We start from the raw sequence: 23,022 nt of genomic DNA on the forward strand, positions 1-23,022 counted from the left end.
CTGCGTTATCTTTAAACTTCTTTACATAAGGTAAGGCAACAGCTTAGCCGTCTACCTATAATGAAAGAAAGCCCCAGCGTGATGGGCATGTCGTGAAAACAGGGGGCAAGGGATGTTGCTAAAGAAAGAATGTGGTCGTCAGCTGTCTGCGCTGAGTTTATGCCTGGCAGTGATGTTTGCTCCGCTGTTAACCGCCCAGGCCGACGAGCCTGAAATTGTGCCGACTGACAGCTCGGCAACGACAGGCGCGCAGCCAACGTCGTTGTCCCAGCCGCTGGAGCAGTCTCCGGCGACGGCTATCATGGCCGGAATTAAACCGCTGCCGGAAGGCATCGACGCAGAATCGCTCAGTCAGCAGCTGCAGTCGGAGCTGCCGTCAGGCTACACGCCTGTCTATATTAACCAGCTCACGCTCCTCTATGCTGCCCGCGATATGAAACCGATGTGGGAAAATCGCGATGCCGTGCGCGCCTTCCAGCAGCAGCTGGCAGAGGTCGCGATTGCAGGGTTTCAGCCGCAGTTTACAAAGTGGGTTGAGCTGTTAACCGATCCTGCCGTCACCGGGCAGGCGCGTGACGCGGTGCTTTCCGATGCCATGATGGGCTACCTGCAGTTCGTGGCGGGTATTCCTGTCAATGGCAACCGCTGGCTGTACAGCGATAAGCCGTACAAGCTGGCGACGCCGGCGCTGTCGGTGATTAACCAGTGGCAGCTCGCGCTGGACAATGGCGAACTGCCGCGCTTTATTGCCAGCCTGGCACCGGCGCATCCACACTATGCCACTTTGCACCAGTCGCTCCTCGCGCTGGTGGGGGACACGCGTCCATGGCCGCAAATGCGCGGTACCGCGACGCTGCGTCCGGGGCAGTGGAGCAGCGATGTTCCCGCCCTGCGCGAGATCCTGACGCGTTCCGGTATTCTGGAAGGCGGGCCAAAGATTGCTCTTCCGGGTGACGATCCACAAAGCGTCGCCGTCAGCCCGTCAGCGCCCGTGAAAGAGAAGAAAGCCGTTGTCCTGAGCAACAAACCTGCGGCTTACGATCGGGAGCTGGTAGCGGCCGTTAAACAATTCCAGGCCGCTCAGGGGCTGGGGGCCGATGGCGTCATTGGTCAGACGACGCGCGACTGGCTGAACGTATCGCCTGCGCAGCGGGCAGGGGTGCTGGCGCTCAATATCCAGCGTTTGCGCTTGCTGCCGGGAACGCTCTCTACCGGGATTATGGTTAACATTCCGGCGTATTCCCTGGTCTATTATCAGGATGGTAGCGAAAAACTGGCGTCGCGCGTGATTGTCGGGCGTCCGGATCGTAAAACACCGATGATGAGCAGCGCGCTGAATAACGTGGTGGTTAACCCGCCGTGGAACGTGCCGCCGACCCTGGCGCGAAAAGACATTCTGCCGAAGGTCTGGAACGACCCGGGTTATCTGGAGCGTCATGGCTATACGGTGATGCGTGGATGGAACAGTAAAGAGGCCATCGATCCTTATATGGTCGACTGGTCGACGATCACAGCGTCGAATCTGCCGTTCCGTTTCCAGCAGGCTCCCGGAGCGCATAACTCTTTAGGGCGCTACAAATTCAACATGCCGAGTTCAGAAGCGATCTACCTGCACGATACGCCGAACCACAACCTGTTCCAGAAAGATACGCGCGCGCTGAGTTCTGGCTGCGTGCGCGTGAACAAAGCCTCGGAGCTGGCCAATATGTTATTGCAGGATGCGGGCTGGAACGATACGCGCATCTCGGATGCCCTGAAACAGGGGGATACACGTTACGTTAATATTCGCCACAATATTCCGGTCAATCTTTACTATCTGACGGCGTTTGTGGGCGAGGACGGGCGTACCCAGTATCGTACAGATATTTACAATTATGATCTCACCGCGCGATCTGGCGCACAAATTTTGCCAAAAGCGGAACAATTAATCAGGTAAATGAAGCAGTTCGGGAAAAATGATTGTCGTAAGTTATGTTGAATAAGGGGCTATATCGCTGCAAGCCGCGTATTCACTGGGGTTGGGCGCCTTGACGTACCTGGTTTTGCCAGTTAAGGTGCCCTTCGTGCGCTAAGCATCTTACGATTTCTTTTACCTGTAGACCTGATTATCATGGACAAATTTGACGCTAATCGCCGCAAACTGCTGGCGTTAGGTGGTGTTGCGCTTGGCGCAGCAGCCATCCTGCCGACGCCAGCATTTGCCACCCTCTCGACACCTCGTCCGCGAGTTTTAACGCTCAACAATCTTCATACCGGTGAGTCGCTAAAAGCGGAGTTTTTCGATGGCAGAGGCTATATTCAGGATGAATTAGCAAGACTTAACCATTTTTTCCGTGATTTCCGCGCGAATAAAATAAAAGCCATCGATCCAGGACTGTTTGATCAGATTTTCCGCCTTCAGGGCCTGCTGGGCACCAGCAAGCCGGTTCAGCTCATTTCTGGCTATCGCTCGATTGATACCAACAATGAACTGCGCGCCCACAGTCGCGGGGTAGCGAAAAAAAGCTATCACACGAAGGGACAGGCAATGGATTTCCATATTGAAGGCGTTTCGTTAGCCAATATTCGCAAAGCTGCGTTATCTATGCGCGCAGGTGGTGTAGGATATTACCCCAGCAGCAACTTTGTACATATTGATACCGGTCCGGTTCGGCACTGGTAATAACGAAACACAGGAGCAGTATGAACTATCGTATTATTCCGGTTACCGCGTTCTCCCAGAATTGTTCATTGATCTGGTGCGAACAGACTAAACTGGCCGCGCTTGTCGATCCCGGCGGTGACGCTGAGAAAATCAAGCAGGAAGTCACAGCAAGCGGCGTCACGCTGATGCAGATTTTGCTCACTCATGGTCATCTTGACCATGTAGGTGCTGCGGCTGAACTGGCTGAACACTACGGTGTGCCGGTGATTGGTCCGGAAAAAGAAGATGAGTTCTGGCTGCAGGGGTTACCCGCCCAAAGCCGCATGTTTGGCCTTGATGAGTGTCAGCCCCTGACGCCCGATCGCTGGCTGAACGAAGGAGAGCGCGTTAACGTAGGGAATGTGACTTTACAGGTGTTGCATTGTCCTGGGCATACGCCAGGCCATATTGCCTTCTTTGATGACCAGTCTCGTCTGCTGATTTCCGGCGATGTGATTTTCAAAGGCGGCGTAGGACGCAGCGATTTTCCTCGCGGCGATCACGGGCAGCTGATCCAGTCGATTAAACAAAAGTTATTGCCGCTGGGTGATGACGTTACGTTTATCCCTGGACACGGTCCGATGTCGACGCTGGGCTATGAACGGCTCCATAATCCGTTCCTTCAGGATGAGATGCCTGTCTGGTAAACAGAATAAAAAAAGCCTGCATAACGCAGGCTTTTTTATGGGCGCAAATTACAGTACGGCGACAATCGCTTCGCACAGTGGCGCCATGTTGTCAGGCGTCATGCCAGCAACATTCACGCGGCCAGAGGCCACGGCGTACACGCCAAACTCTTCACGCAGACGCAGAACCTGCTCTTTGGTCAGGCCGCTGAATGAGAACATGCCGTTCTGTTTGATGATGAAGCTGAAGTCGCGGTCCGCGCCTTTCTCAGCCAGGGTATTCACAAACAGCAGGCGCATGCGCTGAATGCGCTGGCGCATATCGTTCAGCTCTTGTTCCCAGATAGCGCGCAGCGCATCGTTGCTGAGGATAGTGGCAACAACAGACGCACCGTGTGCCGGTGGGTTAGAATAGTTAGCGCGGATAACCGATTTCATCTGGCTGAACGCGCGATCGACGGTCTCTTCGTTAGCGGCAACCAGCGTACAGGCACCCACGCGCTCATTGTACAGACCGAAGTTCTTGGAATACGAGCTTGCGACAATCAGCTCCTGATGCACGGCTGCGAACGCGCGCAGGCCTTCGGCATCTTCTTCCAGACCACGGGCGAAGCCCTGGTAGGCAAAGTCAAACAGCGGCAGCCAGCCTTTTTCAACGGACAGCTTCGCCAGGTGTTGCCACTGCTCAAGCGTCGGATCGATACCGGTTGGGTTGTGGCAGCAGCCGTGGAACAGCACCACGTCACCTGCCTGCGCTTCGCTCAGGCTCGCCAGCAGGCCGTCAAAGTCAAGAGAGTGGTTTGCCGCGTCGTAGTATGCATATTCACGCACTTCCAGGCCCGCAGAGTTAAACACGCTCTTGTGGTTCGGCCAGCTTGGGTTGCTCACCCATACGCGCTTAACAGAGGTATTTTTCGCAAGGAAATCCGCCGCCACGCGCAGCGCACCGGTACCGCCCGGGGTCTGTGCTGTACGGGCACGTTTGTCACTCACAATTGCGCTGCCTTTACCGAACAGCAGCTCCTGGGTGCAGCGACCAAATTCAGGGATACCATCAATACCGAGGTAGTTTTTGGTGGTTTCGTTTTCCAGCAGATACTGTTCAGCTTTCTTAACGCTGGTCAGTACCGGAGTTTTGCCGGTTTCATCTTTATATACACCAATACCCAGGTTGATTTTGCCGGGGCGGTCATCGGCACGAAACAGATCGGCCAGGCCCAGAATAGGGTCGGCAGGAGCGGCGGTAATGTTCTCAAACATGACGAAGTTCCATTGTGATTACAGAAGTGAAATCCGCTATCAGGTTAACGGTAGATTTACAAAATGCCAACCGTTTGCGACGAAAAGCGTGCGGCTTTTCAAAAGTCGCCATTATTTTCTGTCACGCATAAAAAAACAGGGCCGAAGCCCTGTTCATTAAGCATATAACAAAGTGGTGTACTGATTAGAACTGGTAGGTTACGCCCACAGCAGCCATATCGTCGTTGCCGTTCAGACCGCCAACAGCTTTCGCGTAGTCGGAGTCTTTGTCCAGCAGGTTGATGTAGTAGTCAGCCCACACGTTGAAGTTCTTGTTGAAGTAGTAAGTGGTACCAACCTGGATGAATTTAGCCAGGTCTGCATCGCCACCGCTGAAGCCGTTGACGGCAGCCAGGTCTTTACCTTTGGTCTGCACGTAGGAGATTGCTGGACGCAGGCCGAAGTCGAACTGGTACTGAGCAACCACTTCGAAGTTCTGCGTTTTGTTAGCGAAGCCAGCGTCACCGTTAGAACCGGTACGAGTGGTGTTACGGGTTTCTGCATAGGTGGTTGCCAGGTAGATGTTGTTAGCGTCGTATTTCAGACCAACACCCCATGCTTCAGCTTTATCACCTTCCCCATCAGCTTTCTGGTTCAGAGTACGGTTAGCGTTGCTGTAAGATGCGATTGCACCGAAGCCTTCGCCGAAATCGTAGCCCAGGGAGTAGCCTACGCCGTCACCGTTAGAGGTTTTAACGTCAGTACGGTCGTTTTTGCCCTGGTACTGAACGCCCAGGCTCAGACCGTCAACCAGACCGAAGAAGTTGCTGTTACGGTAGGTCAGCAGACCGGTGCTGCGGCTGGTCATAAAGTTATCAACATAGTTACCGCCCCAGGTCATACCTGAGAAGGACGGCGCCATATCGGTGTAAGATTCTACGTCGTAAACGATACCGTAGTTACGACCGTAGTCGATGCTGCCAGCATCGCCCGCTTTCAGGCCAGCGAATGCCAGACGGTTTTTGTTAGTCTGAGTACCATTTTCAGCCTGGTTGGCCAGGAAACGGTATTCCCACTGGCCGTAACCGGTCAGCTGGTCGTTGATCTGAGTTTCGCCTTTGAAACCGATCTGCGCGTAGGTAGCGTCGTTATTGTTGGTGTTATCACCGGAAGTCACGAAATCGTGCTCGGCGTTAACTTTCCCGTAGAAGTCCAGTTTGTTGCCGTTCTTGTTATAGATTTCTGCAGCGTTAGCTGCACCGGCTACCAGCAGGGCAGGGATTACCACTGCCAGAATATTGCGCTTCATCATTATTTATTACCCTCATTGGTTTTTTTATGACACTCGCCACTGCCGTCAATAAATTCTGTCAATAAATATTTCCGGAACTATTGATGAGAGTTTGGTGTCTTTATGTATCTGACAGGCATCTTTCCATTCGGCGAAGCGTTTGCTAGCCTGAAAGTGCTACAATTCTCAAGATTAAGTAACTGAAAGAAAATATGTGTAACTAAATATGTATTTTTGGGAACTTTGTGAACCACCTCAAACTTCAGAACGCCCTGGTGAATTAAACAACAAGCACTATCCTATATATATGAATTCCTTATGATTAATTGAGATAAAGGCGATTCGTATAAACAGACCTTAAACGGCTCGTTTTTTCTTATGACTGCGAAGGGCCTTCCGGATGGCTGTAAAAGTGGTTGAAATTTGTGCTATCGCTTGAGGGTGTAATAATCGCAATAAGAATGGGGTTTATTTTTTGTGGCTGGATATTTCGCGGAAACAAAACGTAACAGGTAGTGGTTGTGACGGGGGCAAGGTTTAAAGACGCTGACTTTACGCTGACGAAAACTGACAATACAGAATAAAATAATGGCCAGCATAAGCTGGCCATTTTAGTCTTGTACCGATTAGAAGCTGGCGTTACGTGGAGTACGTGGGAACGGGATCACGTCACGTACGTTCTGAACACCGGTAACGTAGGCAATCAGACGCTCAAAGCCCAGACCAAAACCGGCGTGCGGTACGGTACCGTAACGACGCAGATCGCGGTACCAGCTGTAGTCAGCTGGGTTGAGCCCCATCTCTTCCATACGCGCGTCCAGCACGTCGAGACGCTCTTCACGCTGAGAGCCACCGATGATTTCACCAATGCCCGGCGCCAGAACGTCCATCGCTGCCACGGTTTTACCGTCTTCGTTAAGGCGCATATAGAAGGCCTTAATATCTTTCGGGTAGTTTTTAACGACAACCGGCGCTTTGAAATGCTTCTCGGCCAGATAGCGTTCGTGCTCAGACGCCAGGTCAACGCCCCAGTAAACCGGGTTCTCGAATGTCTCACCGCATTTCTCGAGGATTGCTACCGCGTCGGTATAGTCCACCTGCGCAAAGTCGGCAGAGACGAAACGCTCCAGACGCGCCACAGCATCGCTGTCTACACGTTCTGCGAAGAATTTCATGTCGTCAGGACGCTCTTCCAGCACCGCTTTGAACACATACTTCAGCATCGCTTCTGCAAGGCCAGCGACATCGTTCAGGTCTGCAAAGGCCACTTCAGGCTCAAGCATCCAGAATTCCGCCAGGTGACGGCTGGTGTTGGAGTTTTCGGCGCGGAAGGTTGGGCCAAAGGTGTAGATCTTAGAAAGCGCACAGGCGTACGTTTCGCCGTTGAGCTGACCAGATACCGTCAGGAAGGCTTCTTTACCAAAGAAGTCTTTGTCATAGTCCACTTTACCTTCAGGCGTACGCGGCAGGTTTTCCATGTCCAGCGTTGAGACGCGGAACATCTCGCCGGCACCTTCCGTATCGGACGCGGTGATCAGCGGGGTAGACACCCAGAAGTAACCCTGCTCATCGAAGAAACGATGCAGCGCCTGCGCCAGCGTATGACGCACGCGCGCCACCGCACCAATCAGGTTGGTACGCGGACGCAGGTGGGCGACTTCACGCAGATATTCGATGCTGTGGCGTTTTGCCGCCATCGGGTAGGTGTCCGGATCTTCAACCCAGCCGGTGACTTCAATGGCAGAGGCCTGAATTTCGAAGCTCTGGCCCTGGCCCGGTGACGCCACAACCACGCCGGTAACAATGACGGAGCAACCGGTTGTCAGGCGCAGAACGTCATCATTGTAATTGGGCAGAGAATTATTAATGACGGCCTGTACAGGATCAAAGCAGGAACCGTCATAGACGGCAAGGAAGGAGATGCCAGCTTTAGAATCTCGGCGGGTACGCACCCATCCGCGCACGGTGACTTCCTGGTCAACGGCGACACGGCCCTGGAGTACGTCGGCTACAGGCACAACGCTCATAATATTCTCTCTGTTAATAGTCGGAAAAAATAAACACTTGTCCACCCTTATGGGGGGATATCTATGTTACCTGCCATCCGCTATCAGACAAGTAAATTTCGCAGTCAAAAGAGAAGAATTGAGAAATAAATAAGAAGAAGGGAGCCATAAAGGCTCCCGTAAGCGCTTAACTGGCTTTTTTGATCAAGGGGAGATCGAACGCTTTGCGCAATGCGCGGACAAACGCTTTGTCATGGCAGATGGTTTTACCGGGGCTGTCGGAGAGTTTTGCCACCGGCTTTCCGTTACATTCCACCAGTTTGATGACGATATTCAGAGGTTTTACCTGAGGTATATCGCAGGTCAGACGGGTACCAATCCCGAAGCTCAGGTTCACACGGGTATTGAAATGGCGATAGAGGTCGACCGCTTTCGCCAGGTCGAGATTATCCGAGAAGACCAGCACTTTGCTCATCGGGTCAATGCCGAGTTTTTCGTAATGGGCAATGGCTTTCTCGCCCCATTCAACCGGATCCCCGGAGTCGTGGCGTAATCCCTGGTAACGTTCAGCGAACTCGGGACCAAAGTCGCGCAGGAAGGCATCCATCGTAATACAGTCGGTGAGGGCAATCCCGAGCTGATTCGGGTACTCCTCAAGCCATGCGGCCAGTGCCGCGCGCTGGCTGTTAGCCAGATCGGGGCTGATCTGCTGATGCGCCTGGAACCACTCGTGTGCCTGGGTGCCCATTGGCGTCAGGCTGAGGCGGCGTGCCAGATCGTAGTTGCTGGTGCCAACGAACCACGGCTCCTGCTGCAGACGTTTAACGATGGCCTCCTGAACGTCACGCGAGAAACGGCGACGCGTGCCAAAGTCCATCAGGCGGAAGCGGGACATGTCCAGCCCTTCGGTCAGCGTAGAGAAGGCTGCGAGTTTATTTTCCAGCGCGGCGACCGCCTGCGCGACGCCTGTTTCAGACGAACGGTAGCGGTGAGCCAGTTCACTGATCACCGCCAGAAGCGGCACTTCCCACATGATCACTTCCCGCCACGGACCTTCAAGGCGAATATCCAGCTTGCCGTTATCGTTAAGCACGGTGACCTGCTCCGGCTTATAGCGAAAATCGCGCAGCCAGTTCAGGTAGTCGGCTTTGAAGAAAGGCAGGCCAGAAAGCCACTGATATTCCTCGTCCTGCAGCGTCAAATGCTGCATAGCATCGACCTGTTCACGAATGGCGTCTGCGTAGATACCGAGCAAGTCGTCGCCACGACAGCGGAATTCCGCCGCGACGTGAACGTCATAGTAGTGGTGGAAAACGGCTTGCTGCATATGCAGTTTATACGCGTCGGTATCCAGCAACGTATGCAGAACTGGAGAAGCGAATTGAGTCATAGGTGCGCAGTAGCATCCTCTCACAGGAGCGTTTAGTACAATAAACAACTCCGGAGTATACCTTGTTTAGTGATTTATTGAACCCCGATCACAACATAAGCGCGTTTTATGGTCGAGGGCATTTTGTGCCCCGTGTTATACAAATGTAGCAACATGGCTGCTAACCACTTGAATTTAAGGTTTTCTACTGCGCTACTATCATGCTTTGGGGCAGCGATGGGGCAATGTGTGAAAGCGCCTTGTTGAGCAGAGTAACCTGTTCGCCGCTCTTCTCTGACATCCACTTTCCATACACCTTGTAAACCATCTGTGCATCGGTATGCCCCATTTGAGTTGCTATAAAGTTTGGGTTTGCACCAGCTGATAATGACCAGCACGCATAGGTATGCCGTGACTGGTAAGCGTTGCGGTAACGAATTCCGGCGCGCTTGATTATCGGGGCCCAAATTTTATTAATCGAATTAACCGCGTAATGATATCCTCTTCGGGACCCACGCTTGACGCACTGAGGGCTGAAAACGAAAGTGCATGGATGTATGACTGACTGGCCATATTCACGCAAATTCACTTCAACCTCATGCTGCCGGGCAAGGCGCGTCAGTTGGGCCTGATCCCTAATGGCATCAATAGCTGGTTGTATGAGATAAATCACCCTGTCAGTGCCTGCCTCGGTTTTTGGCAGGGTGAACTCATACGTTTGGGTAAGGTTGCGCTTAACCGTAATGGTTCCCGCGGTGAGATCGATGTCTTCCCATGCAAGACCACATAATTCCCCATGCCTCATTCCGGTATAAACGGCGACGGTCCAGAGATTTCGCATCTGCTGGTGGCCGCATGCCTGAATGAACCTTATGAACTCGTCTGTCGTGAGTGGATCTGGTTCGTCTTTTGCCTTCCTGAGACGGTTAATTCCGCTAAACGGGTTTTCCTTTGCGTAGCCGTTATCAGCTCCAAACTGGAAGATCTCGGCCATCAGCATCATGTAATTATTCACCGTCGAAGACTTCCGGCCTTTTACCTGTGTCCGGTGATCCTTCTTCATTACATGGAAGCCCGTCAGCAACTCCTTCCTTACATACAGCAAATCTTCAGTGGTAACCGCAGAAACCATTTTATTTTCGCCGATGCGCGGAAGCATGTTTTTTATGATGGATTCGTACCTACTCATGGTATTAGAGCTGATCTCCATTCTCTTCAACTCTGACCATCTTTCGGTAAGCTCCAGCACAGTAATTTCCTTTCTATCCTGACCGAACCGGGCAAGGTTCGGTGAGTTTGGGAATTTTTCTGCATAGTTAAAATTCCCCATCCTTATCGCAAAACAAACCGAAGAACGCAGCTCACCAGCTATCTTGCGATTTTTTGCAGTGTCAGGGACACCGAGGTTTTCCCTGACACGTTTACCTTTATACAGAAACCAGATGCGGAGCGAACCGCCGTGGTTTTCGACGCCTGTCGGGTATGATGCATTAGCCATTGATCCCTCCTGACGTCCAGGAGCGTGGACGAGTGTACTGCTTTTCATGCTGTCTTCGCACCTGGTTGATTTTTTTTCTGAGCCTCGATCCACTGATCAACGGCTTTCCTGTTGTACATGCATTCGCTCGAAGGCTTGGGATTACCATCGGGTGAAATGTGCAGGTACTCGCGGCCCAGCATCCAGGATTGTTTTCTGGCGCGGGTGATGGTTCCGGGCTTGAGCCCGGTAACCGCAATCAGAACCTTTTCGCTAACCCAGTCATTCGGCACTAGAAGAACGATTTCAGCACTGGTTTGCATGGATCTCCTCCATTTTCTCTTTAGCCAGACGCACGCAACGCGCAAAAGAGGAGGGCGTTACAATTTCGCGCAGAGCCTGAACCAGGAAGTCGTTGTGCTGCTGGTGCAGATCTATGTTGCGTTCTTTTTCCTCATGACGCAGGACTGCCAGACGGGCTGTGATGATTCGACGCTTCCCTTTGATCAACCGCAGCGCGTTCTCTGCCTTTTTGCGCCATGTACTCCAGTCACTGCTGCTGTTTGATCTCGCCAGCTGCTCCTCAATGCTGAGTTGCGCTTCTTCTGCGTTAACAAGTTGCTGCAGGCAGTCGCTGATAGTGTTCAGGTTGTCTGTCTCGATTAATGTCTTTTTCATTTTCAATTAATCTCTTCTTTACTGACACATTTTTCCCAGCCACCGCTGCTATTAACCATTTCCCCAAGCCTTGAGAAACAGGCATTCATCCAGCGGATTCCTCTTGGGGTTAGGGTTGGCACCGTGCCCCAGTCGATGAAGTCCGAATTGCTGCGATGCATATATTTGATAAGGTCCAGAATGTTGATGTAATGGGCCCGGCGTTTTTCCATATCCCAGCCTTTGTCCCCCAGATACGAATCGATGAATCCCTGTAATGCTGGCTGATTAAGGGAAATATCACCGAACTGGTGGCGATAAACCGGGCGGCGGTGAAGGCTGACCAGATAAAACAGATACGCATCGCATACCCATGCCAGCGCCTGCTGGTGGGCAAGCTCAACAGAGCCAGCCGGAACCCAGATTTCATTATTTTTCACCGTTAACCCTCCCACCCAATCGCCTGGAACAGGCCCATTTTAGGGTGATACCAGCGGGTGCCGCGCGGTTCAGCTTCTGACATCATCTGGCGAAACGCGGCCATAAACGGCTCCAGTTCGACGATAGCCCTACGTGACAAAAGTCCGTCTGGAGTCATAAATTCGTGCGTGTCTGTCGGGATACGGTAGGCATTGACCAAATTCCGGCACTTGGCGTCACTCATTCCGCTTTTGGCTACCACCTGGCGGTAACCGACATATCCGGCACGCATGGTCCCGCGTTTGATGTTCTCCACAGCTTCTGTGACCGTTTCGATCTGCTCTTCAACATGATTCAGGCGCTTCTGCTGGCGAACGGCATCGGCGGCCATTGCTGCGATCATCTCGATTTCCGTCAGCGGCGCGCGAGTGCGGAAATAGCTGTTAACCAGTTCGCGCTGAATCTGCCAGGCAAGATCATCGTTAAATGGCTTCGTCAACATCAGGTAGCCTGATTCGAAAAGAACAATCCCTGACGGTGCAAATTTAGAGAATGTCCCTTCCGGGAGGTCCGTACGTATTACGTCCGCACCTAATTCGGCATAATCCACACCGTTGATGAAATGCTCACGGTTTCGGTTGAATGCTGCACGAGCGGTTCCTTCCGGTCGCTGGTGGACTTCATCAATCATCGCCAGCGTCACAACGCGCTGACCGCGATATTCGACTGCCGGCAGCTGTTTGTTATTGATCGTTACTGTGTTCATGCTCGATATCCTTCTGAGTGCCCGGCTTTACGCCGGGCTGGTGAATCACTTAACCTGGATAAATGGAGTATTGGCGCCGCTGGTCATGTACTGGGGCAGAGTGCCGTTCCATTTGTTGATGGCCTCCAGTTGAAGCACTTCAGGGTTTTCGCGCATGGCCTGCCCACGAATCTGGATAGACTTCGCTTCCGCTTCCGCCAACTTCAACTTTGCGTCTGCCTGGCCATCTGCTTCAGCGCGCAGCATGTTTGCTTCGGCTTCACGCTGTTTTACCTCCTGCTCGCGCTGTAGGGTCTTCTGGTTGGCGGTGACTTTGGCGTTGATGCTGTCGATAACTGTCGGCGGGTACTCCGGACGGCCGACGTAAGAAAGGCTGATAACCTGGATTCCTACCGGCCCCATGTCGGACTGGATCTCTTTCAGAGCATTTTCAAGCAGCTCAGCTTTCCCGCCGTCAATGAACTTATCGGTGCTCATGCGGCTTGCGAGACGATTAAGGGCGTCGGCAATCTTTTGGCGCAAATCGGTGTCGGTGATGTCGTCCACACCTTTTCGATAGGTCTGGAAGACCGTCGTCACTTTGGTAGGATCAACTTTATAGGCGACGCCGATGTGATAGCCGATAGTTGTGCCGTCACTCATCTGGAAATTAAAAGCGTCGTCGTAGGTCTTCATCTGCTTGAAGGTGGGGAAGATGTAAACCTCAGTGTTCCAGCCGGTCCAGTAGCGGCCAACACCGACAACTTCACCGACGCCTTTGTCGTCTCCCAGCTTATTCACCTGATACCCACGTTGCCGGGCTCGACACGATCGCAACCTACAAGACCGATGGCAGAGAGCGCGATAATTGAAGCCATAAGTGCTTTTTTCATTTCTTTTCCTTATTTACTGTTACAACAAGACCCTTACAAATGGCGTAGATGCACGGCGGGGTCAGGATCGCCAGGGCAAAACCGGATAACACTGCTGTGGTGTCCTTCATCGAAATGAGGATCGGAACGAAAAGGCCATAAACGCTGGCGACAATTACCAGCGAGAGAACAACGCGTAGGTAAGCAATCATCAGCGCAACCCCTCTGGTTTACTGGCCTGCAGTTCTGCCTGCTCTTTCACGAATCGGTCATGCATGGCGTCCCACTTTCCGAGCCACTTACGTGCTTCGCGCTTACGCTCCAGAATTCGGCGAATGCGCCGCATGCATCTGTTATGTGCAAAGAGATATTGCTGTGTGTGCTGGCCCATGCGGTTGACGAGTACACCATTGCTGAAAACAGGTTCGTCTGGTTCGTTGGTGTTCAAACCGGCACGATGAAAAGTTTTGGTTACCATGTAGTGAGCAAGGTTACTGATCGCTGCGCTCCTGCTGAGGAAACGGCGCGAGTAGCCGTGTCGTGATACGACGTAAACGGGCTGCAGCTCCTTGGCAAAGGCGCTGTCAATTGAGGTGGTGCTGATGCGTTTATCGTTCATTTCCGGTCCTTAACTTTGCTATATAGTTCGTGACTCATTACTTCCCAGTTCTTACCGCCATCGCGGGAGAGTAGCCGCCAGCGGTGATTAACCTTGAGGCTCAAATTCCCGGAGCCGTGCATACGGCAGGGATGTATGCGCCTTGCCCTGAACTGGCTTAAAACGTGTGTTGCTTTGAGGTGAACCCACTCAGGAATTCGTATCGCTGTAAGAGCCATCAGATCCCCCAATTTCATGACCCTCCGTTTTCGGAGCCTCTACTTTTTGTTTTTTGACGAACTCAACCAGCTCAGAAATGAGCTCGTCGATTAATTCCTTTCCGCTATCTGTGAGGAATTCACCGCTGCCATTTACATCAACAGCGCCACTGTAAATTCCCCTGATGGCTTTTACGCCTTCGACATTCCCGTACTCACTGATCGCGATCCTTTCGAATTTTCGTAATAATCCATCGAGAAGAATCTCTGTTAACTCGACCGTGTTAATACCGCCTTTATTGAGCTTAATAACAAGGCAGTTACTGCCCGTTTTACGCTGGTGGCGTAATAACGCTGCCTTTAAAATTCTGCGTCGGTAAGTTTCAATTACGTTGTTTTTCACGGCGTTCAAACTCCGAATCCATCCACATTGAAACCTGAGCCGATAAATCAAGGCAGAGGCCAGACAGGGAAATTATTTGCTCGATATCCATATCAATAATATTGGAGTTGATTAACTCCATTAATTGATAAAGGTTATCTGCTGTATTTTTTGCGGTTTCTAGAGAACTGTCTCTACTGAGCATCTTCAGACTCCGTAAGCTTTACGCATGAAAAGGTCAGATATATGGCGGTACTCGTCGCCATAGGACATAAAGAAAAGACATGCTGTTTTGTATGCCGCTTTATCTTTGATGAATGTCATTTTTTAACCAATCCTGTTTTCAGGTTGCAGGAAGCCACACCAGTTAAGGCGTAATTAAATTAATTGTGTTATTTAATTAATTTTTGCTTCGATGATATTTAATTCATCACAGGCTTTCGATGCGTAATCACGAATAGCGGCTGCTAAATAAGTTTCTTGTCTTTCATTATCTTCATCAGTGAAATATTGTTCACAATAGGCGGTGGTAAGTGCATCTAACTTTCTTGCTGTAATGACTGCATCAAAGAAGAGATCGTCAATGTTACCTATAGATGAACGTGCATCAGCTAGCAGTGTCATAACCCGATAAAGACCTTCACCAGTCTGTTTATCATGTTCTCCATTTTCGAAAATATCAGTGATGATTTTCTCTGCCTGGTCAATGGCGTTGTTTGCGGAGATGTTCATTTACTTACCTCGCCCTTAAAGTCATACTGATTTATATACTCATATGCTTTATCGCTGGTTTTCTGCATTGAACGAATCAAGCAACACAGATGGTTATCAATTTCGCCGTTATCTGGTGAGTTACGGAAAATAAACTCCAGAAGTGACGTGTTTTCCACTAATTCAGCTGTGATGGTTTCAAGCATGTTAATAGGTGTTTTCATTGAAGTTTATCCAATTCATTTTTATGGGCCTCGCTTGCATAGTTGCTGACAAAAGCAAGAAGAATGTCGCTAATTTCTCTATACTCGTCATCATCAACCGCCGATAACAAACTAGCAGCATCAACAATCAAGGACATATTCTTGAAGGCATCACAAGGATGGATGGACAACCCCTTAAATGTTTTTATCTTCTGGGACATTTTCTATCACCTCTGAGTTGATTTGATAGAGTGATGATAGAACCTGCTATTGGTGTTTGCAATAGGTATTGCTATTTAAATTGCTATTGATTTTTATGTTGTTGATATCAAAAATAAAAAAAATGTATTGCTGGTGTGTTTGTAACAACATGGTAGAAATAATTGTCCTTTAGAAAGCGATCCACCAATACATGAGACATCGGGAGTTGGAGCATCAAAGCTTGAGAATAAAATGGACTTTGAAAGGGCGAGATACTGGTAGAGATCGAGAGGGTGGGGGCGGAGTTCCGATCAGGTAGTTGCCCGTTTGGTTGACTGGTGGTTACTATTGTGGGGGCGCAAAGAAAACCCGGCGCACTGGCCGGGTTAAGAATCTATTCAGTTTGTTATGCGTGGGTTTTATTTTCATTTGCATTATTCACCCATGCTTCCTGTACGTCTGCGGCATGCTGCCGATCACCTTTCCGAAGATGAAAATTTTGTTCATCTCTTCCTTCTCGATTGGTTCCCATGGTAGATAGGTATGATTGTCAGAGATTACTAAGAGTTTGTCTTTCATCTTTTGTAAGCGCTTAACATGCGATGTGTCATCGTAGATGAACGCGTATATACCGTCGCCGTCGAAGTGCTGAACGCTGATATCGACGAAGAGTAGATCCCCTGGCTCTATGGTGCCAGACATGCTGTCACCACGAACGTTGATGATGCGTATCTGCTCCTGTTTCCGGCCATTAAACATTTGACGGGCATCTTCAACTGAATATTCCACGGAGCGCAGCACCTCCACGAATTCGCTGTTAATTATGCCCGGGCCAGCACTTACTGTAAGGTCGAGTACGTCAACTCTGAAGATGGCTGGATCTTTTTTGTTAGTCATAGCTGGGGGTGGCTGTTGGTCGTCACCCCTCATTGGTCCAGTACCGTTTGATAGCCACTCCGAACGAACACCCAGGGCATTAGCTATTTCAACGATTTTGGTTGTGCCTCTAGCATTTCCAGATGTTATTCGCCATATGGTTGGTTGTGCCATATTCGCCGCTTTAGCTAATTGCCCCTGACTCATACCCATTTCATGCATTGCGTAGTTAAGTCTGTCAGCTAGCGTCTTAAGTGTACTCTCTTGCATATTTATAGCCTCCGCTATCACATTCTAGTCAAGCATGATAAACAAGTCTATTGCTCATTCCAATAGCAATTGCTATTATTGGTTCGATAGCAATTGAACAGGATTAGCAAAAAATGAAATCGGCAATTGAAAGAGCTATTGATGCTGCTGGCGGGGTAAATGCTTTAGCTCGCGCTATAGGTGTAAAACAACCATCTGTTTCTCGCTGGAGAAAGGTGGGGGTTGTTGGGGTGGAACATGTGCCTGATGTAGCAGCCTTAACTGGAATCCCTGCCCATGAACTGAGGCCCGATAAACCAAAATTGTTCCCACACCCTTCCTCAGAGGTGTGACATGTCACAGCAAGCCGGAGTAAACGTGAGTCGCTCTGATTTCGTGCGCAAATATTCATTCGACAGCCCACTTCAGCGGTTGATCATGGTTCGTATCTTGATGGCCGGCTCTATGAACGGAGAGGGGGAGCGAGTAATTGATAATCAGATTCTGGCGGAATTTTGTTGTTGCACAAAGCAGGTCATGTTTAAGGAGATCAAGGCCCTTGAGCGAGCAGGTTTCGTGCAAGTAAGAAAAATTGGCGCCCACGACACCGGCCATAAAGCTCGGCTTGAGCCAGCTCGAGGCTACACGATCACGCCAGTTCAGGAGTGTGCATGAGTAGCAAAATTCTCGGTAACGTCTGGGACGCATGCGCCGCGCATGACATTAAGGGGGCCAAACTGGTGATTATGGCTCGCCTGGCTGACTACTCGAATGATGATGGGGTCTGCTATCCGAGCGTTGAGACCATTTGCCGTCAGTTGGGTTTAGGGGAAAGCACGGTCAGGACCGCCATTGCTGAACTCGAGTCTGCCGGTTGGCTGCGTCGTGAATCACGCCGTAAAGGTAATCGCAACACGTCCAATCTTTATCATTTGAATGCTGATCGCCTGGAGGCTTTGGCACGCATTGAGAAGGACAAGGTAGCCGCGCTGAAACAGCAACGCAGGGCTAACAGTTTTCACCCGTCAGATTCTGACCCTTCAAAATCTGAACCGTCAGATTCTGGACGTTCAAATAGTTTTCACCCGTCAGATTCTGACAAAAATGGCGTTTTCACCCGTCAGAATCTGACCCCAGATCCACAAGTAAATTCAAAACATGATCCACAAGTAAATTCAAAACAAGAATCACAAGATATTGGCGTGTGCGGCAAAGCCTCTTTTGAAAATCGCTCTTCCAAAGAGAACTATTCCAATGAGTTCGAGCAGGCTTGGCAGGCGTACCCCAAACGTGCTGGTGGAAATTCCAAAGCCGCTGCCTGGAAAGCCTGGAAAGCTCGAATCAAAGACGGGGTTACCTGTGAGGCAATGATGGCCGGCGTTAACCGCTATGCCGGTTATGTCCGTGCAACCGGTAGCCTGGGAACGCAGTACGTGAAACAGGCGGCGACGTTCTTTGGTCCCGATCGGCATTTCGAAGAGTCATGGCAGGCGCCATCTGGTTCGGTAAGCGGTAGACCTGGTGGACTGCCGGTTTCGGGGTTTAGTGAACAAGACTATGGCCAATCAGACTGCAACTGGTAAGCAGGAGAAATCAAAATGCTGAGTATCAAACAACGCGAAGAAAGGGAAGCTCTGGTGGCAAAGCGCGAAGGGCTTCGTGAAGAGCTGGCGTTTGCTGTGGAACACAAAAAACCGTGGCAGTGGGGAAGCTGGGAGTCAGGGAACGTCCACGCCGCCGCCTGTGAAAAACATGGTGATTATCAGCGTATTTCCCTCACTGGAAAAGCCTATCGAGGCGTTGAAAATGTTAAGCACTCCCAATGCCCGGAGTGTGTGAAAGCGGAACTCGCTGGCATTGAATCCAGTCTGCGTACATTGCGAGTAGCCGACCTGATAGACAATGCCGGGATTGCACGACGGTTCGAAGCATGTGAATTCGATAACTACCAGGCCATCAATCAGGATGCCGCCAAAAATCTCGCGGCTTGTCAGCGTTATGCCAGTAGCTGGCCTGAGCGACTTAATGCCGGTACCGGGCTTGTTATGACCGGCAATTGCGGCACCGGCAAAAACCACCTGGCAGTGGCTATGGCAAAGAGCATCATCCGCGATCACCTTGCGAATGTGGAAATCACCGATGTCATGCGCCTAACCCGGGCGGTAAAAAGCACATGGCGCCACAATGCCGAAATGACCGAGGAAGACGTCATTGAACGCTTTGCTTCACTGGATCTGCTGATTATCGACGAAGTTGGTGTTCAGTTCGGCAGCCCGACTGAAATGACCATCCTGCAGGAAATTATCAATGCCCGGTACGAAAGCATTTTGCCAACCATCCTGATCAGCAATCTCACATTTGACCAGCTGAAAGAGACTATTGGTGAGCGAATCGTGGACCGGGTTACAGATGGTGGCCGCAACCGTCTGGCATTTGGCTGGGGAAGTTTCCGTGCCATCGCGTCAGGAGTTGTAGCATGACTCCTGTCTGGAAAAATGAAGATCTGGAAGGTGCGGTGATCGGCGCAATTTTTCTGCGTGGAGCCGACCCTGAGGTACTGGATATTCTTTCCAGGGTGCCGGCCACCGCTTTCTCGGTACCGCAGTATCGGGAAATATATACTGGGATCTGCCGTCAGGCGCGTGGAGCTGGCGTTATTGACCCTGTACTGCTCTGCGAAAACATGCCAAAGCACAGCGCAATCATTATGGATTCGAGCCGTATCGCATGGGCCAAGTCAGCGCTTGTGTCATACGTTGCCACGCTTGAGCGTAATGCAGCTGTTCGTGATGCCGAAGCTGTGATTGAAAGGGCGCTGGCTGATCTACGGAGTGCTCACAATGGTGATGCGGCTTTATCGGCATTCAGGGCTGCACAGAACAGCATTGCCGCAATTTCTCTCGAAGAAAAGACCGTTCAGCCAGTTCATATCGACGACATTCTTCCTGCTGTAGTGGATCGGGTAGATGCACGCAACCGCGGCCTCGAAGAAGCCAGAAGCCTCATGACGGGCATTGAAGAGCTTGATGCAAAGACTGGAGGCATTGAACCAACAGACCTGGTGTTTATCGCTGCGCGGCCGTCGATGGGTAAAACTGAATTGGCGCTGGATATCATCGACAAAGTTTCTGAGCAGGGCCGCGGTGTGCTGTTCTTCAGCATGGAAATGCCAAATATCCAGATCGGTGAGCGAATGGTATCTGCTGCGGGTGGTATGTCTGTTTCACGCCTGAAAAAGGCTGCTGATTTTGAGGATGAGGACTGGGCCAGGCTGACAAACGGTGTAGAACGGCTGACTGGTCGTAGCATCTGGATGGTTGATTCCACCGATCTGACAGTAGATCAGATTCAACAGATAGCTACCCGCCTGCAACTGGCGCATCCGGAAATAGCGCTGGTGGTGGTGGATTATCTGGCACTCATCAAAATCGAAAGCACTGCACGATATGACCTTGCCGTCGGCGAGGTGTCAAAAGGACTAAAACGTCTGGCTAAATCTAATAAAACGCCGGTGCTTGCCCTGAGCCAGCTTTCTCGTGGCGTTGAGTCGCGGCCCAATAAGCGACCGATGAACTCAGACCTCAAAAACTCGGGTGAGATCGAGGCAGATGCTGATCTGATCATGATGCTTTACCGCGACGAAGTTTATAACCCTGAGTCTCCAGCGAAAGGGATCGCGGAAATTAACGTGACCAAACAGCGAAACGGTGAACTAGGCACGATTTACCGTCGATTCTATAACGGGCACTTCCTGCCAATTGACCAGGAGTTAGCAAAGCAGCGTTCGGCGCCACAGCAGAAAACTCAAACCAGACGATACGCAAAAGATAGGCAATCCAGCAATGCAGAATATTAAAACCATTAAAACAGCGGGGGCAAGCGCATGAAACTGGAAGCATCACTCAAACATTTTAGTCCTCAGGGAATGCACATCAGCGAAAAAGAACAAGTGAAGGAAAAACTAATGCGTGATATGTACGACGTTATGGATCGCTGGGGTGCATGGGCTGCTGCTGACTGTAATGGTGTGGACTGGCAGCCTATAGCAGCTGGATTTAAAGGCCTGTTGCCTCATGGTAAGAAGTCACGGCTGCAATGTGATGACGATGAGGGGATTATGATTGATGGTTGTGTGGCTCGGTTGCGGAAATACAAGCCTGAAGAGTACGAATTGGTTATTGCTCATTTCGTTATCGGTATTTCACTGCGTGCTATTGCGAAGAAGCGGAAGTGCTCGGATGGGACCATCAGGAAGGAATTGCAGACAGCGATGGGGTTTGTCGAAGGTGTGTATAGTATGCTAACTTAATAACCATTGGTAGTGGAAATCCCACTACCGTATTTTTTGCTTAAGGAAAATTCTTATATTGATTCGAATGATTATTAAACAATGCAGGAGGAAGCATATCGTGAGAATTGCTAGCCATACACAAAACAAACAAGCATAAAGATTTGTAGACAAACCTAAGGTGAATTGTGAAATCGCAGTGGTTAAAGATAGAATTATTGACGTGTTAATAAATGAAGAAAGATTATCTAATGGTTTATATAACTCGCTTTCCTTTATGTCTGCCTCAGTGATTTCATAAGCAAGCGCATAAGCCTCTTTGTATTCTTTAGTCGAGAAAACTTTATCTCTTAGATTTACGATAACGAAAGTATGCAGGCTAAGTAAAAAAGAGCCAACGGAAATAAAACCTGAAAACAAATAGCCTCTAAGATTCTTGTGATGAAACTCAAAGAATTTAGTACTAACATCCGGTGAGTTTCGATAAAGAAAGTACAGCCCCGTCAGAGATAGGGCAGAGAATATGACCAGCATAAGATATTGAATTGATATTCTTTTTCTTATAAACCAATCATATAAAAACATTTTTGTTTTTCCCGTTTATGATCTCTTCTTTTATGATATCAAAGATCTTACTGGTTGTATAATTATCATTTGTTACACCATCAACCATTTCTGCTATATAATCAAAATCATAGGTTTCAAAGAATGTAGGGCAAGCCATAAAATCAACAATCTTTTCATTGTTTAAATGGTCAACGGCAGTTACTTTGGCCTTGGTTATACCTGTTAAGTTGCTGTAAGCATCAGAAAGACTTTGAGATAGTGCCGACGTCTTTTTTCTATCCGATGGTGCTATATTGAAATTAATATCAGTAGAGTTAGAAAAAGACTCTAAAGCCGTCATGGGGCCACCTTTGAAATCAAGGTAATCAAATTTAAAGGAGGCGTGTTTTATTTCTTTGAATTCTCTTAAAATATCAGCGATATTTTTTTTGTTTGTTATAAGGCTGAAAGAAAGACGGTTGTTGTATTTTTTATTTACATCGGCTTTATCTTTCTGTGATGGTTTGCTTCCGAGGCTTTTGATGTCTTTATCACATAAATTTCTTATGAATTCATTACTCACAGTTTGCAGATGAGTAAATAGGCCATTTAACGAACATGAGCTATGGTGGTACATATATAGTCCGTTCATTGACCTTTTATGTATACAAAAAAAGTTAAAGCTTGCCAGTTTATCTCCGCCTGTTAAATTCTCGACTGTCAACTTGAATTTTCCATCTTTAAAATTGGATTTACAATTCTTCTTTTGATTACGAAATGTAACAACCAATCCACTGTAAAAGTCATCATCATCAGAGATCAGGATCTGACGCGTATAGTCCGTACGATGGTGAATTCTGCTTGACGATGCAATTAATGCTAGCATGACATCAGCGGTACTAACATGGGGATTGGTGTTGGAAATAGAGAACCCTAAGCTTTTAACTTTCATTTACTATCCCTAAGTTAAAACATTTATCATTATATGGTTAAGCGATTTTAAAGTAGATAATTGCAGAATGCACTAACGCGTACGCAAAAACTATCGTAATCTGTTAAGAGTAGTCACTTCGACACATAGCTTAATCATCGGAACCCTGCCTCGGCGGGGTTTTTGCTTTTCTGGGGCAGGTTTTAGAGGAACAAGTGAATGAGGGAAAGTCAGCGCTAGATTAGTTTTGTTCATTTATTGTTACTTTGAGAAATTGAATTAATCTCTGTGAAATTAATTGTTAATGATGCGCTATTGAGATGCTAGTTTTGGTTAAGTAGCATCCCTCTCGACTTCTGTAGGAGCATTATGCCGACTTAGCTCAGTAGGTAGAGCAACTGACTTGTAATCAGTAGGTCACCAGTTCGATTCCG

At 49.6% G+C, this 23,022-nt stretch carries 28 protein-coding genes and 1 pseudogene; 9 read left to right on the top strand and 20 right to left on the bottom strand.

The features are described 5' to 3' along the window. Window positions 1-112 precede the first annotated feature (112 nt). From ldtD to DEO48_RS19265, 3 genes are all read left to right on the top strand, one after another. A complete protein-coding gene (ldtD, locus tag DEO48_RS19250; RefSeq protein WP_109846025.1) occupies window positions 113-1,936 on the top strand; it encodes a L,D-transpeptidase in 1,824 nt (607 codons plus the stop codon). A 174-nt stretch (window positions 1,937-2,110) separates the two neighbouring features. Next, window positions 2,111-2,662, top strand: a complete 552-nt coding sequence (locus DEO48_RS19260; RefSeq protein WP_023335137.1) for a YcbK family protein — start codon at window positions 2,111-2,113, stop codon at window positions 2,660-2,662. Between the two features lie 20 nt (window positions 2,663-2,682). Continuing rightward, window positions 2,683-3,330 carry an MBL fold metallo-hydrolase gene (locus tag DEO48_RS19265; RefSeq protein WP_109846026.1) on the top strand — a complete coding sequence of 216 codons (648 nt, stop codon included), beginning with the start codon at window positions 2,683-2,685 and terminating at the stop codon, window positions 3,328-3,330. Window positions 3,331-3,378: 48 nt separating this feature from the next. Here the strand turns inward: DEO48_RS19265 and aspC are convergent, their stop codons facing one another. From aspC to DEO48_RS19365, 18 genes and pseudogenes are all read right to left on the bottom strand, one after another. After that, a complete protein-coding gene (aspC, locus tag DEO48_RS19270) occupies window positions 3,379-4,569 on the bottom strand; it encodes an aspartate transaminase (protein ID WP_033145106.1) in 1,191 nt (396 codons plus the stop codon). Window positions 4,570-4,753: 184 nt separating this feature from the next. Further along, window positions 4,754-5,860, bottom strand: coding sequence for a porin (locus tag DEO48_RS19275; RefSeq protein WP_032658185.1), 1,107 nt, complete (start codon window positions 5,858-5,860; stop codon window positions 4,754-4,756). 605 nt (window positions 5,861-6,465) lie between these two features. Continuing rightward, the gene (gene asnS / locus DEO48_RS19285) at window positions 6,466-7,866 is read right to left on the bottom strand and encodes an asparagine--tRNA ligase (RefSeq protein ID WP_109846027.1); all 1,401 of its coding nucleotides are present in this window, start codon (window positions 7,864-7,866) and stop codon (window positions 6,466-6,468) included. 166 nt (window positions 7,867-8,032) lie between these two features. After that, window positions 8,033-9,235 carry a nicotinate phosphoribosyltransferase gene (pncB, locus tag DEO48_RS19290; protein WP_109846028.1) on the bottom strand — a complete coding sequence of 401 codons (1,203 nt, stop codon included), beginning with the start codon at window positions 9,233-9,235 and terminating at the stop codon, window positions 8,033-8,035. Window positions 9,236-9,419: 184 nt separating this feature from the next. Continuing rightward, window positions 9,420-10,712 (bottom strand): site-specific integrase, encoded by a 1,293-nt coding sequence (locus DEO48_RS19295; RefSeq protein WP_109846029.1) that lies wholly within the window; start codon window positions 10,710-10,712, stop codon window positions 9,420-9,422. A 44-nt stretch (window positions 10,713-10,756) separates the two neighbouring features. Further along, window positions 10,757-11,014 carry an excisionase family protein gene (locus tag DEO48_RS19300; protein WP_109846030.1) on the bottom strand — a complete coding sequence of 86 codons (258 nt, stop codon included), beginning with the start codon at window positions 11,012-11,014 and terminating at the stop codon, window positions 10,757-10,759. Further along, window positions 10,998-11,369, bottom strand: coding sequence for a hypothetical protein (locus DEO48_RS19305; protein ID WP_109846031.1), 372 nt, complete (start codon window positions 11,367-11,369; stop codon window positions 10,998-11,000). The genes DEO48_RS19300 and DEO48_RS19305 overlap by 17 nt, the downstream gene beginning before the upstream one ends. 2 nt (window positions 11,370-11,371) lie before the next feature. Next, on the bottom strand, window positions 11,372-11,788 hold the full coding sequence (locus DEO48_RS19310; RefSeq protein ID WP_109846044.1) for a hypothetical protein: 417 nt from the start codon (window positions 11,786-11,788) through the stop codon (window positions 11,372-11,374). Between the two features lie 2 nt (window positions 11,789-11,790). Further along, entirely contained in the window at window positions 11,791-12,534 is a 744-nt protein-coding gene (locus tag DEO48_RS19315) for an ORF6N domain-containing protein (RefSeq protein WP_045326847.1), read from the bottom strand. A gap of 45 nt (window positions 12,535-12,579) precedes the next feature. Beyond that, window positions 12,580-13,406, bottom strand: a pseudogene (locus DEO48_RS19320) (SPFH domain-containing protein). Then, on the bottom strand, window positions 13,403-13,597 hold the full coding sequence (locus tag DEO48_RS19325; RefSeq protein ID WP_045326846.1) for a hypothetical protein: 195 nt from the start codon (window positions 13,595-13,597) through the stop codon (window positions 13,403-13,405). Before DEO48_RS19325 ends, DEO48_RS19320 begins: the two are co-directional and overlap by 4 nt. Continuing rightward, window positions 13,597-14,004, bottom strand: a complete 408-nt coding sequence (locus DEO48_RS19330) for a hypothetical protein (protein ID WP_059509754.1) — start codon at window positions 14,002-14,004, stop codon at window positions 13,597-13,599. The genes DEO48_RS19325 and DEO48_RS19330 overlap by 1 nt, the downstream gene beginning before the upstream one ends. A 189-nt stretch (window positions 14,005-14,193) precedes the next feature. Then, on the bottom strand, window positions 14,194-14,604 hold the full coding sequence (locus DEO48_RS19340) for a hypothetical protein (protein WP_109846045.1): 411 nt from the start codon (window positions 14,602-14,604) through the stop codon (window positions 14,194-14,196). Next, window positions 14,585-14,788 (bottom strand): hypothetical protein, encoded by a 204-nt coding sequence (locus DEO48_RS19345; protein ID WP_000952328.1) that lies wholly within the window; start codon window positions 14,786-14,788, stop codon window positions 14,585-14,587. Before DEO48_RS19345 ends, DEO48_RS19340 begins: the two co-directional genes overlap by 20 nt. Window positions 14,789-14,979: 191 nt before the next feature. Beyond that, window positions 14,980-15,315: a hypothetical protein gene (locus DEO48_RS19350; RefSeq protein WP_226869107.1), complete on the bottom strand. Its 336-nt coding sequence runs from the start codon at window positions 15,313-15,315 to the stop codon at window positions 14,980-14,982. Beyond that, window positions 15,312-15,518: a hypothetical protein gene (locus DEO48_RS19355; RefSeq protein WP_109846034.1), complete on the bottom strand. Its 207-nt coding sequence runs from the start codon at window positions 15,516-15,518 to the stop codon at window positions 15,312-15,314. The genes DEO48_RS19350 and DEO48_RS19355 overlap by 4 nt, the downstream gene beginning before the upstream one ends. Beyond that, entirely contained in the window at window positions 15,515-15,718 is a 204-nt protein-coding gene (locus DEO48_RS19360; RefSeq protein WP_109846035.1) for a hypothetical protein, read from the bottom strand. Before DEO48_RS19360 ends, DEO48_RS19355 begins: the two co-directional genes overlap by 4 nt. Window positions 15,719-16,136: 418 nt before the next feature. Further along, complete coding sequence (locus tag DEO48_RS19365) at window positions 16,137-16,844, bottom strand: helix-turn-helix transcriptional regulator (RefSeq protein WP_109846036.1); 708 nt, start codon at window positions 16,842-16,844, stop codon at window positions 16,137-16,139. A 113-nt stretch (window positions 16,845-16,957) separates the two neighbouring features. On the opposite strand from DEO48_RS19365, the gene DEO48_RS19370 reads away from it, so the two are divergent. The 6 genes from DEO48_RS19370 (at window position 16,958) to DEO48_RS19395 (ending at window position 21,132) form a co-directional block, all read left to right on the top strand. Continuing rightward, a complete protein-coding gene (locus DEO48_RS19370; protein WP_109846037.1) occupies window positions 16,958-17,176 on the top strand; it encodes a carph-isopro domain-containing protein in 219 nt (72 codons plus the stop codon). Between the two features lies 1 nt (window position 17,177). After that, window positions 17,178-17,498, top strand: a complete 321-nt coding sequence (locus tag DEO48_RS19375) for a transcriptional regulator (RefSeq protein ID WP_109846038.1) — start codon at window positions 17,178-17,180, stop codon at window positions 17,496-17,498. Then, entirely contained in the window at window positions 17,495-18,406 is a 912-nt protein-coding gene (locus DEO48_RS19380) for a helix-turn-helix domain-containing protein (protein WP_109846039.1), read from the top strand. Before DEO48_RS19375 ends, DEO48_RS19380 begins: the two co-directional genes overlap by 4 nt. Window positions 18,407-18,421: 15 nt before the next feature. Then, complete coding sequence (locus tag DEO48_RS19385) at window positions 18,422-19,303, top strand: ATP-binding protein (RefSeq protein WP_057992055.1); 882 nt, start codon at window positions 18,422-18,424, stop codon at window positions 19,301-19,303. After that, on the top strand, window positions 19,300-20,679 hold the full coding sequence (locus DEO48_RS19390; protein ID WP_109846040.1) for a replicative DNA helicase: 1,380 nt from the start codon (window positions 19,300-19,302) through the stop codon (window positions 20,677-20,679). Before DEO48_RS19385 ends, DEO48_RS19390 begins: the two co-directional genes overlap by 4 nt. A 108-nt stretch (window positions 20,680-20,787) precedes the next feature. Continuing rightward, window positions 20,788-21,132, top strand: a complete 345-nt coding sequence (locus DEO48_RS19395) for an antiterminator Q family protein (RefSeq protein ID WP_109846047.1) — start codon at window positions 20,788-20,790, stop codon at window positions 21,130-21,132. A 24-nt stretch (window positions 21,133-21,156) separates the two neighbouring features. Here the strand turns inward: DEO48_RS19395 and DEO48_RS27245 are convergent, their stop codons facing one another. Beyond that, the gene (locus tag DEO48_RS27245; protein WP_109846041.1) at window positions 21,157-21,696 is read right to left on the bottom strand and encodes a hypothetical protein; all 540 of its coding nucleotides are present in this window, start codon (window positions 21,694-21,696) and stop codon (window positions 21,157-21,159) included. After that, on the bottom strand, window positions 21,683-22,609 hold the full coding sequence (locus DEO48_RS19405) for a hypothetical protein (protein WP_109846042.1): 927 nt from the start codon (window positions 22,607-22,609) through the stop codon (window positions 21,683-21,685). Before DEO48_RS19405 ends, DEO48_RS27245 begins: the two co-directional genes overlap by 14 nt. Window positions 22,610-23,022: the final 413 nt, after the last annotated feature.

Origin of the sequence: Enterobacter sp. CGMCC 5087, from assembly GCF_003144775.1 — a bacterium.
GTDB lineage: Bacteria > Pseudomonadota > Gammaproteobacteria > Enterobacterales > Enterobacteriaceae > Enterobacter > Enterobacter cloacae_M.

What these genes read in the sequence shown, in the direction of transcription:
- ldtD (WP_109846025.1), top strand. Translation starts at nt 113, where the DNA reads ATGTTGCTAAAGAAAGAATGTGGTCGTCAGCTGTCTGCGCTGAGTTTA.
- DEO48_RS19260 (WP_023335137.1), top strand. Translation starts at nt 2,111, where the DNA reads ATGGACAAATTTGACGCTAATCGCCGCAAACTGCTGGCGTTAGGTGGT.
- DEO48_RS19265 (WP_109846026.1), top strand. Translation starts at nt 2,683, where the DNA reads ATGAACTATCGTATTATTCCGGTTACCGCGTTCTCCCAGAATTGTTCA.
- aspC (WP_033145106.1), bottom strand. Translation starts at nt 4,569, where the DNA reads ATGTTTGAGAACATTACCGCCGCTCCTGCCGACCCTATTCTGGGCCTG.
- DEO48_RS19275 (WP_032658185.1), bottom strand. Translation starts at nt 5,860, where the DNA reads ATGATGAAGCGCAATATTCTGGCAGTGGTAATCCCTGCCCTGCTGGTA.
- asnS (WP_109846027.1), bottom strand. Translation starts at nt 7,866, where the DNA reads ATGAGCGTTGTGCCTGTAGCCGACGTACTCCAGGGCCGTGTCGCCGTT.
- pncB (WP_109846028.1), bottom strand. Translation starts at nt 9,235, where the DNA reads ATGACTCAATTCGCTTCTCCAGTTCTGCATACGTTGCTGGATACCGAC.
- DEO48_RS19295 (WP_109846029.1), bottom strand. Translation starts at nt 10,712, where the DNA reads ATGGCTAATGCATCATACCCGACAGGCGTCGAAAACCACGGCGGTTCG.
- DEO48_RS19300 (WP_109846030.1), bottom strand. Translation starts at nt 11,014, where the DNA reads ATGCAAACCAGTGCTGAAATCGTTCTTCTAGTGCCGAATGACTGGGTT.
- DEO48_RS19305 (WP_109846031.1), bottom strand. Translation starts at nt 11,369, where the DNA reads ATGAAAAAGACATTAATCGAGACAGACAACCTGAACACTATCAGCGAC.
- DEO48_RS19315 (WP_045326847.1), bottom strand. Translation starts at nt 12,534, where the DNA reads ATGAACACAGTAACGATCAATAACAAACAGCTGCCGGCAGTCGAATAT.
- DEO48_RS19325 (WP_045326846.1), bottom strand. Translation starts at nt 13,597, where the DNA reads ATGATTGCTTACCTACGCGTTGTTCTCTCGCTGGTAATTGTCGCCAGC.
- DEO48_RS19330 (WP_059509754.1), bottom strand. Translation starts at nt 14,004, where the DNA reads ATGAACGATAAACGCATCAGCACCACCTCAATTGACAGCGCCTTTGCC.
- DEO48_RS19345 (WP_000952328.1), bottom strand. Translation starts at nt 14,788, where the DNA reads ATGCTCAGTAGAGACAGTTCTCTAGAAACCGCAAAAAATACAGCAGAT.
- DEO48_RS19350 (WP_226869107.1), bottom strand. Translation starts at nt 15,315, where the DNA reads ATGAACATCTCCGCAAACAACGCCATTGACCAGGCAGAGAAAATCATC.
- DEO48_RS19355 (WP_109846034.1), bottom strand. Translation starts at nt 15,518, where the DNA reads ATGAAAACACCTATTAACATGCTTGAAACCATCACAGCTGAATTAGTG.
- DEO48_RS19360 (WP_109846035.1), bottom strand. Translation starts at nt 15,718, where the DNA reads ATGTCCCAGAAGATAAAAACATTTAAGGGGTTGTCCATCCATCCTTGT.
- DEO48_RS19365 (WP_109846036.1), bottom strand. Translation starts at nt 16,844, where the DNA reads ATGCAAGAGAGTACACTTAAGACGCTAGCTGACAGACTTAACTACGCA.
- DEO48_RS19370 (WP_109846037.1), top strand. Translation starts at nt 16,958, where the DNA reads ATGAAATCGGCAATTGAAAGAGCTATTGATGCTGCTGGCGGGGTAAAT.
- DEO48_RS19375 (WP_109846038.1), top strand. Translation starts at nt 17,178, where the DNA reads ATGTCACAGCAAGCCGGAGTAAACGTGAGTCGCTCTGATTTCGTGCGC.
- DEO48_RS19380 (WP_109846039.1), top strand. Translation starts at nt 17,495, where the DNA reads ATGAGTAGCAAAATTCTCGGTAACGTCTGGGACGCATGCGCCGCGCAT.
- DEO48_RS19385 (WP_057992055.1), top strand. Translation starts at nt 18,422, where the DNA reads ATGCTGAGTATCAAACAACGCGAAGAAAGGGAAGCTCTGGTGGCAAAG.
- DEO48_RS19390 (WP_109846040.1), top strand. Translation starts at nt 19,300, where the DNA reads ATGACTCCTGTCTGGAAAAATGAAGATCTGGAAGGTGCGGTGATCGGC.
- DEO48_RS19395 (WP_109846047.1), top strand. Translation starts at nt 20,788, where the DNA reads ATGCGTGATATGTACGACGTTATGGATCGCTGGGGTGCATGGGCTGCT.
- DEO48_RS27245 (WP_109846041.1), bottom strand. Translation starts at nt 21,696, where the DNA reads ATGTTTTTATATGATTGGTTTATAAGAAAAAGAATATCAATTCAATAT.
- DEO48_RS19405 (WP_109846042.1), bottom strand. Translation starts at nt 22,609, where the DNA reads ATGAAAGTTAAAAGCTTAGGGTTCTCTATTTCCAACACCAATCCCCAT.